The sequence below is a fragment of the Flavobacterium hauense genome, from assembly GCF_054457175.1.
Genome location: NZ_JBTKVX010000024.1, coordinates 57,222 through 74,269 on the forward strand (window position 1 = coordinate 57,222; position 17,048 = coordinate 74,269).

General features: G+C 40.5%; 12 protein-coding genes and 2 tRNA genes. 8 read left to right on the forward strand and 6 right to left on the reverse strand.

Annotation, left to right across the window (positions count from 1 at the left end):
• Positions 1 to 3 precede the first annotated feature (3 nt).
• The 4 genes from ACX0HA_RS15425 to rseP all read right to left on the reverse strand — a co-directional run bounded on the left by ACX0HA_RS15425 (position 4) and on the right by rseP (position 3,468).
• On the reverse strand, positions 4 to 444 hold the full coding sequence (locus tag ACX0HA_RS15425) for a T9SS type A sorting domain-containing protein (protein WP_458846200.1): 441 nt from the start codon (positions 442 to 444) through the stop codon (positions 4 to 6).
• Positions 445 to 1,797: 1,353 nt separating this feature from the next.
• Positions 1,798 to 1,869: transfer RNA gene (locus tag ACX0HA_RS15430), tRNA-Arg, on the reverse strand.
• A gap of 40 nt (positions 1,870 to 1,909) precedes the next feature.
• Positions 1,910 to 1,983 (reverse strand) — tRNA-Asn (locus ACX0HA_RS15435).
• A gap of 150 nt (positions 1,984 to 2,133) precedes the next feature.
• Positions 2,134 to 3,468 carry an RIP metalloprotease RseP gene (gene rseP / locus ACX0HA_RS15440; protein WP_458846201.1) on the reverse strand — a complete coding sequence of 445 codons (1,335 nt, stop codon included), beginning with the start codon at positions 3,466 to 3,468 and terminating at the stop codon, positions 2,134 to 2,136.
• A gap of 204 nt (positions 3,469 to 3,672) precedes the next feature.
• Here rseP and ACX0HA_RS15445 point away from each other — a divergent pair, with 204 nt between their 5' ends.
• From ACX0HA_RS15445 to ACX0HA_RS15455, 3 genes are read left to right on the forward strand one after another with little or no spacing between them, the layout of a single operon-like run.
• Positions 3,673 to 4,713 carry a Gfo/Idh/MocA family oxidoreductase gene (locus ACX0HA_RS15445; RefSeq protein WP_458846202.1) on the forward strand — a complete coding sequence of 347 codons (1,041 nt, stop codon included), beginning with the start codon at positions 3,673 to 3,675 and terminating at the stop codon, positions 4,711 to 4,713.
• A 6-nt stretch (positions 4,714 to 4,719) separates the two neighbouring features.
• Positions 4,720 to 5,667: an aldo/keto reductase gene (locus ACX0HA_RS15450; protein ID WP_458846203.1), complete on the forward strand. Its 948-nt coding sequence runs from the start codon at positions 4,720 to 4,722 to the stop codon at positions 5,665 to 5,667.
• Positions 5,668 to 5,693: 26 nt separating this feature from the next.
• Complete coding sequence (locus tag ACX0HA_RS15455; protein ID WP_458846204.1) at positions 5,694 to 6,671, forward strand: 2-hydroxyacid dehydrogenase; 978 nt, start codon at positions 5,694 to 5,696, stop codon at positions 6,669 to 6,671.
• Positions 6,672 to 6,698: 27 nt separating this feature from the next.
• On the opposite strand, the gene ACX0HA_RS15460 is transcribed toward ACX0HA_RS15455, so the two are convergent.
• Positions 6,699 to 8,243, reverse strand: a complete 1,545-nt coding sequence (locus ACX0HA_RS15460; RefSeq protein WP_458846205.1) for a two-component regulator propeller domain-containing protein — start codon at positions 8,241 to 8,243, stop codon at positions 6,699 to 6,701.
• 222 nt (positions 8,244 to 8,465) lie between these two features.
• Between ACX0HA_RS15460 and ACX0HA_RS15465 the strand changes: the two genes are divergently transcribed.
• Together ACX0HA_RS15465 and ACX0HA_RS15470 are read left to right on the forward strand one after the other, a co-directional pair.
• On the forward strand, positions 8,466 to 9,686 hold the full coding sequence (locus ACX0HA_RS15465; protein WP_458846206.1) for an MFS transporter: 1,221 nt from the start codon (positions 8,466 to 8,468) through the stop codon (positions 9,684 to 9,686).
• Between the two features lie 83 nt (positions 9,687 to 9,769).
• Positions 9,770 to 10,588 carry an HAEPLYID family protein gene (locus ACX0HA_RS15470; RefSeq protein WP_458846207.1) on the forward strand — a complete coding sequence of 273 codons (819 nt, stop codon included), beginning with the start codon at positions 9,770 to 9,772 and terminating at the stop codon, positions 10,586 to 10,588.
• A 158-nt stretch (positions 10,589 to 10,746) separates the two neighbouring features.
• Here the strand turns inward: ACX0HA_RS15470 and ACX0HA_RS15475 are convergent, their stop codons facing one another.
• Entirely contained in the window at positions 10,747 to 12,648 is a 1,902-nt protein-coding gene (locus tag ACX0HA_RS15475; RefSeq protein ID WP_458846208.1) for a M1 family aminopeptidase, read from the reverse strand.
• A 144-nt stretch (positions 12,649 to 12,792) separates the two neighbouring features.
• On the opposite strand from ACX0HA_RS15475, the gene serS reads away from it, so the two are divergent.
• The 3 genes from serS to ACX0HA_RS15490 all read left to right on the forward strand — a co-directional run bounded on the left by serS (position 12,793) and on the right by ACX0HA_RS15490 (position 16,928).
• Positions 12,793 to 14,064 carry a serine--tRNA ligase gene (gene serS, locus ACX0HA_RS15480; protein WP_458846209.1) on the forward strand — a complete coding sequence of 424 codons (1,272 nt, stop codon included), beginning with the start codon at positions 12,793 to 12,795 and terminating at the stop codon, positions 14,062 to 14,064.
• Between the two features lie 182 nt (positions 14,065 to 14,246).
• The gene (locus ACX0HA_RS15485; RefSeq protein ID WP_458846210.1) at positions 14,247 to 16,025 is read left to right on the forward strand and encodes a tetratricopeptide repeat protein; all 1,779 of its coding nucleotides are present in this window, start codon (positions 14,247 to 14,249) and stop codon (positions 16,023 to 16,025) included.
• 18 nt (positions 16,026 to 16,043) lie between these two features.
• Positions 16,044 to 16,928, forward strand: a complete 885-nt coding sequence (locus tag ACX0HA_RS15490; protein WP_458846211.1) for a restriction endonuclease — start codon at positions 16,044 to 16,046, stop codon at positions 16,926 to 16,928.
• Positions 16,929 to 17,048: the final 120 nt, after the last annotated feature.

Consider the following 17,048-nt stretch of genomic DNA (forward strand, 5'->3'; position numbering starts at 1 on the left):
TAATTATTTTTTTACGACTTTAATTGTTTCTTTTTTTCCGTCGGTAAAATACATTGTAAGGTTATAAAATCCCTGTGGGTAGTTTCCGAACCCAATAGCAGTAGATTGTAAATTTTCTAACCCGTTATAAATACCTAACAATTGGCCAGTCATGGAAAATACTTCGATACTCGAAACTGAAGCATTAATACCATTCATCCATTGAATATTTAATTCTTCCTGAACTGGATTAGGATAGTAGACTATTTTCGATTGATGAATTTCATCAGAATCGATAGTAGCTTCAGTAACAGTTATTGTATCCTTAATTATTCTGCCATTACAATTTACGCAGACATATCTTGCAACTTGATTACCTGCACTGTCATAATCGAAACTTACTGTTTGTGCATTGCTGTCGAATAAAGCTGCTATTAAAAAGAAAACTAGGAAAAGGCTTTTCATAACGTGAAGTGTTTTTAGATCGGCTATAAATGCACAGCTGATTGATGTATATTTTTTCGTAATAAAATGTGTTAATTTTTTTGCGAAATAATGCAAAAAAAATCAACTAAAAATACCTACTAATGGGTATTTTTAGTTGATGGATTGAATAAGATTTTGATTACTTGAAAGCTATTTTTTATTAAATGGTTTCGCCAGAATTGCTGTTTTTTAAATTTTAGATGCTGCAAGACATAGTAGTGTCCACTCCCCCGAGTTCCGAGGAAAGGGCGGCAAGATTCGATTGTAATAGAACCGTTCATCTTGCCGATTGCACCACGTGGCAATCCCCTCAGATTTTTTCTAAATCACACTGCATTGGAAAATAATTTCGGAGAGCTAAATGCAAACAATTTGATTATTGCAAACAAAATTTACTCTTTGAATAAAGTCACGAATGACTTATCTTAAAAATTACTTTTCAAAAGAAAAAGAGAAAAAAAGAAAGCGTTATAATCATTGCGCGGATAAGGCAAACCGAGCGCTATAATTCCTGAAGGGTGGCAAGGCGAAGTATGAGCCTATGCCATTATGTACGTGCAGTTGCCGCCGCACAATAACTTGCTTTTCTTCTTTATGAAAAAATAATTGACTATTTGAAGTTAGTATACAGCTAAAAGTGCATGCCTGAAGGTGCATGCTCTTGAAATAATACAAAAACAAATCCTGACGTTGCGCTGGAAGGTTTTGTTTTAAAATATATTAGTATCCAATATATCCTTCTCTTTTAATTCAGAATCAAATTTGCTCATTAATTCATTGAAGTAATTTTTCAACTCTTCATCATTCGCTGTTGTTAGAAAATCTGTGGCTAGATAGCCTAGAAATCTTTTTAATTGTAGACAGGTAGCCTTCTTGTCGTCTGTGTCATCATCCTTGACAAGAGTTCTTATATAGTTAAACTTTTCAAAGATTAAATATTTAGAAGCAATTGCTGGTTCTTTTTTGAGCTATTATTATCGGATGACCTTGATCCAAAGAATACAAGGAGATAAAAAGTGAATGTGAAAATAAGGTCAACTGACTTGAGGCCGAACTTATAGAGGCAAATGGAAGGTCGAACAATTCTCGAACTATCTCAAAACCTTTAGATGCAGCGTCATTAGTGCTTTCGCGATTAGATGTTTTATATCAGGAGGGTAGTATCAGGACAAGAAGGGAAATAATTAGTTCGATATTCCCTGAAAGATATGTTTTGATGGAAATGAATGTCGAAATTTTCGGGTGAACGAAGCGGCGAGGTTTATGTTTAACAGTGTTTATAGGATAAAAAAAACCGGAAAAGAGATGATTTATCACTCCTTTCCGGTCTTGTAGCCTCGCCAAGAATCGAACTTGGATCAAAAGTTTAGGAAACTCCCATTCTATCCGTTGAACTACGAGGCCATTAAAAAAAAAGGCCATCATTGCTGATGGCCTTTGAAAGCTCCCCCTCTTGGGCTCGAACCAAGGACCCTCTGATTAACAGTCAGATGCTCTAACCAACTGAGCTAAGGAGGAAACTGTATATTGTTTCGTAATTTTGGTTACAACCCTTTCAGGTTACAATTACTAGATGTTTAAAGACCTTTTTGCTTACTGGCGTAATGCCTTTATTGCGGTGCAAATATATAACCATTTTTAGTTTCTGCAAACAAAAACAGAAAAATTTTAAAAGAATTTTCGAGCTATAATATCGTAGATATCTTTGCCGAAAGTTAACACCATGAGACTTAATAATATAACCATACCTACTGTCTGCACTACACTTGCCGCTTTGTCGTTTAATTTTTTTCCGGTAATCATTTCGGCGATGGTAAATATGGCATGGCCCCCGTCTAATCCCGGAATTGGAAGCACGTTCATGAATGCAAGACCTATTGAGAACAATGCTGTAAACTTCCAGAAAAATTCCCAATCCCATGTAGTAGGCATATTGCTCGCAATACCTACAACACTTTTTACGTGTTTGTATGCTCCTGTCGAAGGGCGAAGGATAAGTTTGAACTGTTTTACGTTATACACAAGCAGGAAATATGATTCTTCCATTGCTTTAGGGATTGCTGTAAAGAAGTTGTAATGCTCGGTTACGGTATATTTAGGGTCACCCACGGCTACGTGATTAACACCGATCTTTCCTTCTTCAGATACTTTAGTTGTTATTGCCAGCGGAGCACCATTTCGCTTTATGTTCAGTGTCATGGAACGGCCTTTGTTAAGATAAGCCTGTTCAGCTACCTGAGCCCTGTATACCAGAGGCTTGCCGTTTACACCAACAATAGTATCACCAAGCATAAGTCCGGCATCACCTACAAGCGATTTCTCAGGAATAGAATCAACTACTGTGGCATTCACCATCGGGTTCATGAAATCCCTGCCTTCCTTGTCTAATATTTCTTTTTTATTTTCGTCGGTCAGGTGAAGGTCTATTTCCTTTCCGTCACGCTGAATTTTTATATCGTCGCCAAGAAGTACATCAAGTATCATCCTGTCAAAACGTTCCTGGTATTTACCGTCTACACTAAGTACCTTATCGCCGTTTTTAAAACCTACATTAAGCCCGGTCTGGCCAAAGGCAAGTCCGTCGCGCTGTACCATCTCGGTAGCCACATATTTCTTTCCGTAAGTACAATATACTACTGTATAAATGAACCATGCCAGTAAAATATTTACAATAATACCACCCATCATGATGATAAGGCGCTGCCAGGCCGGTTTAGAGCGGAATTCCCAAGGTTTTGGTTCGCTTTTCATCTGTTCGGTATCCATGCTTTCGTCGATCATACCCGAAAGCTTCACATAACCGCCTATTGGCAGCCATCCGATACCCCATTCTGTTTCACCTATTTTTTTCTTGAAGAGTGCAAATCCTGCATCCATAAAAAGGTAAAATTTCTCTACCCTTACCTTAAACATTTTTGCGGTAATGTAGTGCCCAAATTCATGTAGTACTACAAGTATTGACAACATGAGAACCAATTGGGCAATCTGTACAAGTGTATCCATTCTAAAGTTTTAATTTCCTTTTATAAACGCACAAAAATAGCATTTTCTCTTTACCGTGCGTTATTTTAATTTAAGCCTTGGCTTTTAAATGTTTGTTAATAATTAAATTTTAAAGTAAGAGTTTACTTCATGCGAGGTAAATTTAGGGTTACTTTTGTTATGAAGCAGGTTTAGCCTGTCTTTTCTTTTTAGATAAATAGAAAAATGAAGAAAATAAAAACAGCATTGCTGTCATACGGAATGTCGGGGCGTGTGTTTCACGCACCGTTTTTAGAATTGCACGATGGGTTTGAACTTACAGGGGCATGGGAGCGAAGCAAAAAGCTCATACAGGCCGATTATCCGGAGGTGAAGAGTTATACATCGCTCGAAGAACTGTTGACCGATGATGTTGAGCTCGTAGTTGTGAATACCCCTGTAGAAACGCATTATGAATATGCTAAACAGGTTTTGCTGGCCGATAAGCATGCATTGGTCGAAAAAGCTTTTACCACAACTGCTGCCGAAGCGGAGGAATTATTGGCAATAGCCAAAGAAAAGAACCTAAAGCTCACGGTATACCAAAACCGCCGTTGGGACAGCGATTTCAAAACCGTACAGCAGGTAATAGAACAAAACCTGTTAGGCGATATCGTGGAAGCCGAATTCCATTTTGACAGGTATAACCCGTTGCTGAGTCCGAAAACACATAAAGAAACTGTAAATGCTGGCGCCGGTGTGCTCAAAGACCTGGGATCGCATATTATAGATCAGGCACTATATCAGTTCGGTTACCCTGAAGCGGTGCATGCTGATGTCAGGATGACCCGTGAACATTCGCTGGTAGACGACTGGTTTGATATTTCCTTGTACTATTCGGACAAAAGAGTGAGGCTCAAAGCCGGCTTTTTTGTTCGCGAAGCCATTCCTGCCTATGTTGTGCATGGCAAGAAAGGATCATTTTTAAAACAGCGTGGCGACATACAGGAAGACGTACTGAAAACTGGTGCGAAACCCAACCGTTCCGATTGGGGTATCGAACCAAAAGGATTGGAAGGACTACTGCATACCGAAATAAATGGCGAAACAGTACGCAAACACATCCCGACATTACAGGGTAATTATTATGAACTTTTTGATGGTGTCCATAAAGCAATAACCGAAGATGCAGCTGAACCGGTTACGGCTGCCGAAGGCATAAATACTATGAAGATTATTGATGCAGCAATTGAGAGCAGTAAACAGAGAAAAATTATTCAACTATAATAAGCTATGGAAAAAAGACAATTAGGTACTACAGGCCTGCATGTTTATCCCATCACTTTTGGAGGGAATGTTTTTGGATGGACAATTGACGAAAAGAAATCTTTTGAAATTCTGGACGCTTTTACCGGTGCGGGATTTAATTTTATTGACACAGCCGATGTTTACTCACGATGGGCTCACGGTAACGAGGGAGGAGAGTCGGAAACCATAATAGGTAACTGGATGAAAAAGCAGGGTAACCGTGAGAAGCTTATCATAGCAACCAAAGTAGGAAGCGATATGGGCAGTGGCAAAAAAGACCTGTCTAAAAAATACATCCTTAAAGCTGCCGAAGATTCGCTTAAAAGATTGCAGACCGATTACATCGATCTGTACCAAACACACTGGGATGACCCAGCTACACCCATAGAAGAAACCCTTGAAGCCTATGCACAGCTTATAAAAGAAGGCAAAGTGCGCCATATAGGTGCTTCTAACCTAACTGCCGACAGGCTTAAGGAATCGCTAGAGGTAGCTGTTGCTAACGGACTCCCTGTCTACGAGACGTTTCAGCCACATTATAACTTATACGAACGTGCTGCTTTCGAGGACGGACTTGAGCCGGTATGCCTTGGCAATAACCTTGGAGTACTGAATTATTACTCTCTTGCCAGTGGATTCCTTACAGGGAAATATCGTTCGGAAGCAGATCTTAATAAAAGCCAGCGTGGTGGGGGCGTGGCAAAATATCTTGATGAGCGCGGATTCAAAATACTTGCTGCACTGGATGAGGTAGCTGCCGAACTTGATACAACTCCTGCAACAGTAGCTCTTTCCTGGCTCATTAACCGGCCGTCGGTTACTGCGCCTATTGTGAGCGCTACCAGCGTTGAGCAGTTAGACAGCATTATAAAAGCACCCGATCTTGAAATCACGGCTGACCAGCTGCATTTCCTTACTTCACAGAGTGCCTGATAGTTAACTAACGAAGAAAAGAGTATATGAAAATATTTGCTAACAGGGTACTGCCGGAATATGTATTCCGGACATTGCAGGATGATGGGATTATAGTGACCGAATGGCTCGGGAACAGGGAACTGACTCCCGATGAATTTGTAGCTCATGCCAAAGATGCCGAGGGTGTTATCCTGATGGCAGGCATGAAAATCACTGCCGATATGCTGGAAGGCTGCGAAAAGCTAAAAGTAATTTCGCTACATTCTGTGGGGTATGACAATGTAGATGTTAAGGCTGCTACAAGGCTTGGTATTGCTATTGGGCATACGCCCGATGTGCTTAGCAAGGCCACTGCCGATACTGCCTTTTTGCTGATGCTTGCCACGTCGCGAAAAGCATTCTTTCATCATAAGCGGGCGCTTAAAGGTGAATGGAAATCGTATGGAGATACAGACGAATTGCTGGGAATCGATATAGGAGGGAAGACACTGGGTGTTTTCGGATTAGGGAGCATAGGCTTTGAGATGGCAAAGCTCTGCAGGAACGCTTATGGAATGCAAATACTCTACCATAACCGCAGCACCAATGAAAAAGCCGAAAATCAACTTGGAGCAAAAAAAGTGAGTTTTGATGAACTTTTAGAACAAAGCGATATTATATCTGTTCATGCTAATCTTACTCCTGAAACCAAAGAAATATTTAATGCTTCGGCTTTTGCCAAAATGAGACCCAACGCCATTTTTGTAAACGCGGGGCGAGGTGGCATCCATAATGAAACCGACCTGAAAGCCGCACTCGATAATAAAACGATCTGGGGAGCAGGACTTGACGTGACCAATCCTGAGCCGATGGATAAAGATAATCCGTTGCTTAATATGCTCAATGTGTCGGTACTGCCGCATATTGGATCGGCAGTTAAGGAAACCCGCGAAGCCATGATGCAGCTGGTAACAGCCAATTTACTGGCGGGACTTAAAGGAGAAAAGCTGCCAAAATGCGTTAATCCGGAAGTTTATAAGTGATTATTGTTGTGCGATTTGTTATAGCAATCATTTTACAAACTTGATAAACCTTGATTTTGCATTATTTGATATTTTTATATAGTACACGCCAGAGTTTAAAATATCTACATTTAAAGGCATTGTTTTATTTATGAGCCTGCCGCTAATAATAATTCTTCCATTTACATCAACGATACTGTACTCACATTCATTTAACTCTTCATCAATTTGAATATTTAAAATGTGTAACACTGGATTTGGATATACCATTGCTTGAATCATTCCATTTTCTTCTAAACTAAGAGGAGTACTTGATAACTTGGCTAATCCATTCAGAGTGCCTATCCATTTATTGCCTTCATTATCAATATTTATTGCCATTACGGTGTTTTCAGGTAAAGGAGTTTCAGAACTCACATAATCAACACATTGTGTAAAATTAAGCAGTCCTCCGTTGCTACATTCCTGTTGCGCACCAGTCCATATATTATTATCCTTGTCTATACCGACTGAAATATTTTGACAGTCTATTAAACAAGATTCCGAATCAAAATAATCAAATTTTTGCCATGTAGTTCCATCAAAGCTAGTTATGCCATAGTTTGAGCTAATCCATTTTTTTCCATTTGAATCAATCTTTAAAGAATTTGCTCCACCAAACATATTAGCAAAAGATTCATTTGTGTAAATATTCCAAGAAATTCCTGAAAATTTGACTAAAGCGTTAGCTGTCGAGATCCAGACATTATCTTCGTTGTCTATCGCTATTGAAATAATTGTGTTATCAGGCAAATCAGAATTTAAAGTATTAAATGTAGTCCATGATGAGCCATCAAATTTTGTTAAACCAGATGTTGAGCCGATCCATACATTTCCATTTTCATCGTTTGTAACACAATTAATTTTATCATTAGGTAGTCCGGAGTTTGAGACATTGTAGTTAGCCCAATTAGAGTCGTTAAATTTTATAAGTCCATCCTCCCTTGTCCCGATCCATTTATTATCTTGGTTGTCAATTGAAATATCACTAACCAAATTTGTAATAATATTGTTATAGAAAGTGTAGTCGTAATTGTACATCATTTGATTTGATAAGAATGCTTCTTGTATTACCTGATTTGTACTGGTATTAAAAAAACTCATTTCGACTGTTTCAGATGAATCCTCTATGTAATATTCTACAGTAAAGCTTTGGGTATTAAAGGGGATTTCAATCGTAAGTATATTTGTTGAGTAATCATGTTCAGAATTTATTGTCGTTTGCGTTCCATCGGCAAATACAATAACAGTAGTTGCTAAAACAGAAACCCAGCTCTCAAGTTCCCCAGTAGTATATGTGATTTTATATACTTCAGAAGTACCTTGACCATTTGAAGTATTATAGATTGTCCAGTTATTATTATCAAATTTAGCAATTCCATTATTCGATAAAGAAATCCACTTATCTCCTTGATTATCAAATTCAATATCATTAATCGAATTGGATGGTAATCCTGAATTGGTTGAATTATAAATAGTCCAGTTTTCCTGAGCCTTAAGGTGTGAAAAATGAATCAATAAAGTGATAAACAGTAAATGTTGGATAATTTTCATATTGTTGGTTTGATGCTGTAAATTTAAAGAAAATTCTCAGTTTTGAATTGTGGATATTAATAATTGGATACAAAAGCTCCTCAAAATTAGTTGTTATAATTATTACACTGCAATCTGATAAAATAGCATAAATCCTTTCGGGTATTAAATTTTAATTTTAGGGCGTAAAAATTTATTGTATCCCTTAGAGAAACTTTAAACAAGCAACCGTAATTTTGCCGCATGGAAGGAGAAGTGAAAATCACCGATAAGCCCGAAAGTGCAATTGCATTTCGCAAAACTTATAAGGATGTGAAAGCCTCTTATCTCAACAGGATAAGGTGGGCTGTTACGTTATTTTACTTTGCCATGGGGCTCAACTTTGCTACTTGGGCCAGCCGCATACCCGATATTAAAACGTCCCTCGGACTTAGCGAAGGCGACCTGGGAACTATACTCTTCTCGATCCCGTTAGGGCAAATGTGTATGATGGCATTTTCCGGAAGGCTTGCCGTTAAGTATGGCAGCCACCGAATGGTGGTGCTTGGGTTGAGTATATATATTGCAGCAATGATCACGCTTGGCCTTGCGCAGGATCAATGGCAACTTTCGCTTGGGCTGTTCTTTTTTGGCGTATGCAGTAACATGACCAATATATCCGTCAATACTCAGGGTATCTATACCGAAGGGATCTTTCGCCGCCCGGTCATGTCTTCATTCCACGGGGCATGGAGCACTGCGGGCTTTACCGGTGCGCTGATAGGCATCGGGATGAAAAGCTTCAAAATAGAACCGTATCTCCATTTTATCATAGTTGGAGTGTTGCTGTGGGGCATAATTTTTCTGAACTACAGGTACCTTATAAAAGCAAAGAGCCAGCCCAGAACCAAAACGAAGAAGAAACTGTTTAGCAAACCCGATACTGTTTTACTATGGTTGGGTGCCATGTCGTTTTGCTGTATGCTGAGCGAAGGCATCATGTTTGACTGGAGCGGGGTTTATTTTACCGATGTCATTAAGGCCGAAGGTGCTCTCGGGGTGCTGGGCTATGCCTCGTTTATGGCCATGATGGCTACGGGGCGCTTTATGGGCGATATCGTAGTAAGGAAGATGGGCAGGAAGAAAATGCTCATCATCAGCGGATGCCTTATCTCCATTGGCTTATATACTGCTGTATTGCTGCCCTATTTAGTTCCGGCTACATTGGCATTCATGCTTGTTGGCCTGGGAGTGAGTAGTGTGGTGCCAAGCGTATACAGCATTGCCGGGCGCAGGCCTAACATGGAGCCGAGCATTGCCCTGCAAACCGTTTCGAGCGTGAGCTTTTTGGGCTTTATGCTTGGGCCGCCTGTCATTGGCCATGTGGCACACGCTACGAGCCTTCGCATATCGTTTGCTATCATCGGGGTGTTTGGTTTCCTTATTGCTTTTTTGGTCTATAAAGTAAAAGCCATTACCGAGTAAACTCCTAAATTTTCCTTAAAGCCCTGTTTTTCCTAATTCTTTCCCATTTGCGCTGATAGTTTTGGCAGCAAATGAAATGAACCATGAAGAATACGATTCCTGCTTTACTGCTGTTTTTAATTGTTTTTTCTGCGAATGCGCAACAACCTAAAGATACTGTTGTACCACCTGAAAAACCGCTGAAACTAAGCCATGCTGAACCTATCTATATTGACCTTATTCGTGACCTCGGCGCGCGCAAAGGCGAAAGGGAAATTAATGTGGGGTTTGGGGTAAATGACGATAAACAGTATGTGTCGTATACCGGATTTGTAGAATATGAATTCGCCGTTGCCAACAGGCTAGGCCTTGAAGTGGAAGTACCATTTGAAATGTACCAGCACAATCATAAGGATGGGGTAACACTTCCGGATAACCGCATTGAAGGCATTAAGCTGGCAACGCAGTATACCTTTATGGTTTCGGAGAAATACCAAACCTCGATGGCGGTGGGCTACATACAGGAATTTGAATTTTCTTCCTTTTCCGATATGGGGCATAACGGGAAATTATTTGAAGGTACATTATACAATCCCATATTCATAGCGGCTACACGATGGACGCCAAATATCCATACTTTACTTTATACCGGGCCGGTAACAGAACAGTTTTTTGAAACCAATACCTGGGAAACAAAATTACAGGTAAATGCCAACCTTCATTATGTTTTTCACGGAGGGTATTTTGTGGGGGTAGAAACCAATATGGAATTTTCGGATGAAAAACCAGCGTTTGTTTTCAGGCCGCAGTGTAAGGTGCCATTCTCAAGGAAAGTAAGCCTTGGGGTGCTGGCTGGTATCCCGGCATCCGATCATGATCATCAGGGATTAAGCGGAATGGCGCGCCTGATATGGGTGCCATAAATTAAGCTTCAGAGAAGCGTTATATTTATAGAAAGATTACGTGCAGTATGATGAGAGCTCCGGAGGAGTGGCATATAATATACCGCTCCTCCGGAGCTCTCGTGATTTCGATAATGATTATCTATAAATATGTCGTCCCTCCGGGACTGGAAATGTGTTTAATTTTTTATGAACTTCAGTTCTGTAGTGCCTTTTGTGGTTTGCAACCTCATAAAATATACACCTGTAGCAAATGAAGAAACATCCCATGATGAAATTCCGTTGGTTTCCAGTATCAATTGTCCTATGGTGTTAAAGATAAGGGCTTCTTTTGGCAGGACACCATCAGGTATCGTTGCGGTTAGTGTGGTGTTTGTGGGATTAGGCGACAGGTATGGTGTAAAGTAATCACTGAATACGCTAATGCTGCTGTTTCTGCTGATGATGTTCTTCTCGGGGTCATACAGGGCATCGGTAACTATAAAAGGGACATCAACGGTATATTCCTGCCCATTAGTGTTATTCTCCAATACATAATCCTCAATTTCTCCTTCGGGGCCTACAAGTCTTATGGGCACAGGCACTTCAAAGAAAGATACTGAAGAATGCGATTGCTCCTGATTGATGATTACCCGTGCTTTTCCGGTTTCGGTATTTTCAACGGTAATGGTATAGGTTGGGTAGCCCTGGTTGTAGATCCAGTCATTAAAGAATTCGTTCAGGTCAAGACCCGAGGCGCTCTCAAGATGCGCCTGCAATTGTGGGGTTTTGGCAAAAGAGTAAGCCAGTTGAGGATCGGCAAGATAACTTTTTAAGGCGTTGAAGAAATTGGTATTGCCTAATTTGGCGCGCAGCATGTTCAGTACCATGGCGCCTTTATTGTAGGATAGCCTGCTGCTGAAAATCCGGTTAGAGCTAATGGTGTCGTTGTCGGTCAGGTAAACCGCCCCTCCCGATTCTGAAGTAATATTACTATTATTGGACATTTTCCAGTTCCTGAAAGCATCATTGCCATCAAGGTGCTCTATAGTCAAGCCTGTAAGGTAGGTGGCAAAACCCTCGTTAAGCCAGATGTCTTTCCATGACCCGCAGGTAACCTTGTCGCCAAACCACTGGTGTGCCAGTTCGTGGGCTATCAGGTTGCGCCCAAAGCTGCCCATGAAAGAAACGGTAGTGTGTTCCATGCCTCCACCAAAACCACATTGGGCATGGCCGTATTTTTCTTCATGAAAAGGATAGGTCTCGAAAGTTTCTTCAAAAAAAGCCATGATCGGCAGGGTCACTGCAACGTTCTGCTCGTTTGATTGCTGCGATTCGGGATAAAGGTAATTTACAATAGGGAAGTTGTTTGGAGCTGTACCTGCTTGTTGGGTGAAGATGCTGTAATTGCTGATGGCTATTGCCACAAGATAGGCCGGTATGGGGTACTGGTGCCTGTAATGCGTGGTTTTGGTAATGGTACCATTGCCGGCTTCGGGAATTTCGACACCGTTAGCAAGGGCGGTATATTCGGCAGGTGCAGTAATATATACATCAGTACTGTCTATTTTGTCGATGAGGTCCTGTTTGCAGGGCCACCAGTCTTTGGCACCATAGGGTTCGGATAATGTCCATAAAACGGGAGCGCCTGAATGCTGTCCTGTAACAAAGGCATCATTGTCGGTGGGAGGTGCGCCGGAATAGGAGATCTCTACCCTGGCCTGTGTGCCGGCCGTCTGGACTGAAGGCAGGCTTATTACAAGTTCGTCGTTTTCGTTTTGGATAAAGCTAAGGCTGTTGCCGTTTTGCTGCACTGCCGAAACGGTAAGCTCATTGGCGAGGTCAAATACGATCTCGGTCATGTCTTCTTTTGCTATGAAATCGGTTGTTACGGTACCGCTGATGAAGTGTACAGTAGGGTCGGCAGTAAGGTCGAGCTTGTGGTATACCACATCATAATTGCCGGTATGGGCATTTGCCGAAAAAGTAACAAGATCGTGCGACGCTTTCCTTTCGGCCTCGGCAATCTGGTCGGTATCCTGCGCCAATGCAGATACTGTACCTAAAAGACAAAGAAACATGGGGGTAAAAAATCGACTCATAGCAAAGTTTTTTTCAAATGTAATAGAAAAGCCTTTTGCATTCGTTATAAAAAAAGTTTAAATGCATAGGTTTTAAACAGATATTACAAAGTAATTAATTAAAACATTTCATTAAATTTGCTTCCTTTATAAAAAAACATAACCATGTTACAGACAGTATTTATCAGAGAAAACAGAGAAAAAGTGATTAAGGCGTTAGCGAAAAGAAATTTTGACGCAACATCACTTGTAGACGAAGTGATTGCACTTGATGAAAAAAGAAGGCACACACAAGTAGAGCTTGATACTGTTTTGTCCGAATCCAACAAACTGTCTAAAGACATTGGTGAACTGATGAAAGCCGGCGAAAAAGCAAAGGCAGCCATCATTAAGGAAAAAACAGTACAGTACAAAGACAGGAGTAAAGAGCTTAGCGATACACTTGCAACGGTAAGTGAAGAGCTTCAGCATGCGCTTTACAAACTGCCAAATACCCCTGCCGATATTGTTCCTGAAGGAAAAACACCTGAGGAGAATGTTGAGGTTTTTCGCGAAGGCGATATCCCGGCATTGTTTGAAGGAGCATTACCTCACTGGGAACTGGCAAAAAAATATGACATCATCGATTTTGAGCTTGGAGTGAAGATCACCGGGGCAGGTTTCCCTGTTTACAAAGGCAAGGGGGCAAGGCTTCAGCGTGCGCTTATCACTTACTTCCTGGATAAAAATACCGATGCCGGCTATAAAGAATACCAGGTGCCACACCTTGTTAACGAGGCTTCGGGATATGGAACAGGACAGCTGCCGGATAAAGAAGGTCAGATGTATCATGTAGGTGTAGACGACCTTTATCTTATCCCTACGGCTGAGGTTCCTGTAACCAACCTTTTCAGGGATGTGATCATTGAGGAGAAAGATCTTCCGGTGCTATGTACAGGTTACACACCATGTTTCCGTAGGGAAGCAGGATCGTATGGTGCCCACGTGCGCGGACTGAACCGTCTTCACCAGTTTGATAAAGTGGAAATCGTACGCATTGAAAAACCGGAAAACTCGTATGCTGCACTTGACGGAATGGTAGAACACGTAAAAGAACTGCTTGTAGAACTTGGATTGCCATACAGGGTTTTACGCCTTTGTGCTGGCGATATGGGCTTTACATCGGCGCTTACCTATGATTTTGAAGTGTTCTCTACTGCACAGGACCGTTGGCTGGAGATAAGCTCGGTATCTAACTTTGAGACGTTCCAGGCTAACAGGCTTAAGCTTCGTTTCCGTGATAAAGAAGGCAAGAACCAACTGGCACATACCCTTAACGGAAGCTCACTGGCATTGCCAAGGGTACTTGCGGGAATCCTTGAGAATTACCAGACTCCTGAAGGTATCGTAGTGCCTGAGGTGTTAAGGAAGTACACAGGTTTTGATATAATAGATTAAAGTACTTAGGTTCGGAGTCGCTGAGTTTAGAGCAAGGCTTTGAGGCTTTTAAATTAATTTGCTACAAGTGTTTTATAAACACTATATTTAGAACGCGGATGACGCGGATTAAGCCGGTATGATAATTTACTGTGCGCTAAATCAGTGTCATTTGCGTTTTTACAATTATAAGGATTACTTGAATGAAAAAAATACTTGCCATTATAGCCTTTTTCTGTTCGGTTGCGGTGTTTGCGCAAAACGAGCAGCTGGCCTACAATTATTTTGAAAAAGGAGAGTTTGAGAAAGCGCTGGCAACCTATCAGGACCTTGAAAAGAAACAGCCCAACAATACTTTCTTTATACAAAAGATAGTGGCCTGCCAGCAGCAGTTGCTGCAGTATGCCGATGCTGAAAAATACCTGAAAGAGAAACTGGAGAGAACCAATCAGCCATTGCTCTATGTGGAATTGGGTTATAACTACCAGCTGCAAAAAGACATGGGCAAGGCGGAGAAAAACTATAATCTTGCCATAAAAGCCATTAATGACGGACCTACTTATGTATATAGTGTGGCTAATGCTTTTGAACAAAAAGTACTGCTTGACTATGCTATTAAAGCCTATGATACGGCATCGTCTATCAACAAGAGCATGAATTTTGACTATCAGCTTGCGCTGATACAGGGGCAGCTCGGCAATACCGAACTGATGATAGACAAGCTGTTGTCTTATGCCTATAATAACCAGTCGGGGCTTGTGGTAGTGCAGAACCAGCTGTCACGTTTTATGAATGAGGAAGGCAGCGAAACATTCAATGCGTCATTGCGCAAAGCGCTGCTGCTGAATACGCAGAAAACGCAGGATATCTTCTGGAACCAGTTTTTGAGCTGGTATTTTGTACAGCAGAAAGAATACGGAAAAGCATTCATACAGGAGAAGGCCATCTTTAAGAGAAATCCCGATATGTTCATCAATATCGTGAACCTGGCACACCTTGCCATGGAAGAAAAGGAAGAGGCAACTGCCCGTGAGATACTTACTTTTATAATGGCCAATACTGATGAGCCTAATTTAAAGATGCAGGCTGAATTCGATATATTATCAATGGACATTGATATAGCTCAGGCTAAGGATTATCCTGTACTAAAGCAGCGTATAGAAAGCTTGCTGACCCAGTATGGGACGACACCATATTCGCTAAACCTGCAATTGCAAAAAGCCAATTTTGAAGGCTTTTACCTGAAAGACACCAAAGCCGCAGCCCTGACGCTGAACAACGCCTTAAAACTTCAGCTTAACCGTTACCAAACGGCTGAGGTAAAGATGAAACTATCGGATATATTGTTGCTGGACGAGAAATTCAACCAGGCTATCATTTATTATGCACAGGTTGAAGAAGACCTGAAAAATGATGCTGTAGGACACGAAGCCAGTTTTAAGGTGGCACGAACAAGCTATTTTAAAGGCGATTTCGACTGGGCACAAAAACAGCTTAAGGTATTGAAGTCATCTTCATCGCAGCTTATTGCCAATGATGCGCTTGAACTGTACCTGCTGATTATCGACAATACCGTTGAGGACAGTACCCAAACGGCACTGAAAAAGTTTGCCAAAGCCGATTTTAAGCTATATCAGAATAAAAAGGATGAAGCCCTGGCGATGTTCAAAGAGCTTATTGATAAAGACCAGACCCAAAGCATTAAGGATGTAACCAATCTTCGCCTTGGTGAGCTATATGAAGGGCAGGGGAAATATGACCTGGCACTACAAAACTACCAGCAGATCATAGACAAATACAAAGAGGGAATTTATGTAGATGAGGCGCTTTTCTTTTCGGCGGAGATCTACAATAAAAAGCTCAACGATCCCGAAAAGGCCAAGGCACTGTATGAGAAGGTTATCTTTGAGCATCAGGACAGTATTTACTTTGTGGAAGCCCGTAAACAATTCAGGCTGCTGAGAGGCGACACGAATAGCTAGTACAACACCAATATTAAGATGATTGAATTACCAAAATTTCACGAGACGTTTGGTCCAATTTTAGATATTCTTCGAGATGAAAAAATATATGCTTCTCGAGATATGCAGAATATGGTTATCAATAAATATTATTCTCATTTGCCTGAGAATTTATTAGATGAAAAAACAAAGTCAGGAGAGAATCTTTTAAATAATCGAATTGCTTGGGGAAAATCGTATTTAAAAAAAGGAGGATTTATTTTTTATCCTGAACGAGGATTTGTGAAAATTACACCTAAAGGTTTGGAACAGAAGGGTGGTTTGTCTTTGTCTGATGTTGAAGGAGATACAAATCTTCTAAGTTTTTATAAACATGAAAACCTTAAAAATAATTCTGAAGTAGCGATAAGTTTTGATAATTCTTCACCTCAAGATTTAATTGACAATGGTGTCGCGCAAATCGAATCTGAAACAAAAGCCGAGTTGTTGGAAAAATTAAAAACAATCGATCCATATTATTTTGAGAAAGTTATTTTGATTTTGCTGAAGAAAATGGGTTATGGCGATTTCGTTGAAACATCAAAATCGGGTGATGGTGGAATTGATGGGATAATAAATGAAGATAAATTAGGTTTAGATAAAATTTACATTCAGGCAAAACGATTTAATGCGAATAAGGTTAGAGAGATTGATATAAGGAATTTCATTGGAGCAATGAGTGGAGATACAAACAAAGGAGTATTTGTTACAACATCTTATTTTGATCATGCAGCAATAAAAAAGGCTGAAAATGCACACCATAAGATTATACTTATTGATGGGGTAAAGTTAGTAGACTTAATGCATGAATTTAATGTTGGTGTTCAAGTAAAAGCGATATATGAAGTGAAACAGCTTGATGAAGATTTCTTTTTAGATCAATAGTTTTTGTAGTAAATAATCCAGGCAGCTGAGAGGCGACACGAATAGTTAATTAAAAGGGAATTGTACCACACAAGATACACAAAGTTTTTTTAGTTAGAATAGTGCGCATAGGTTTTATTC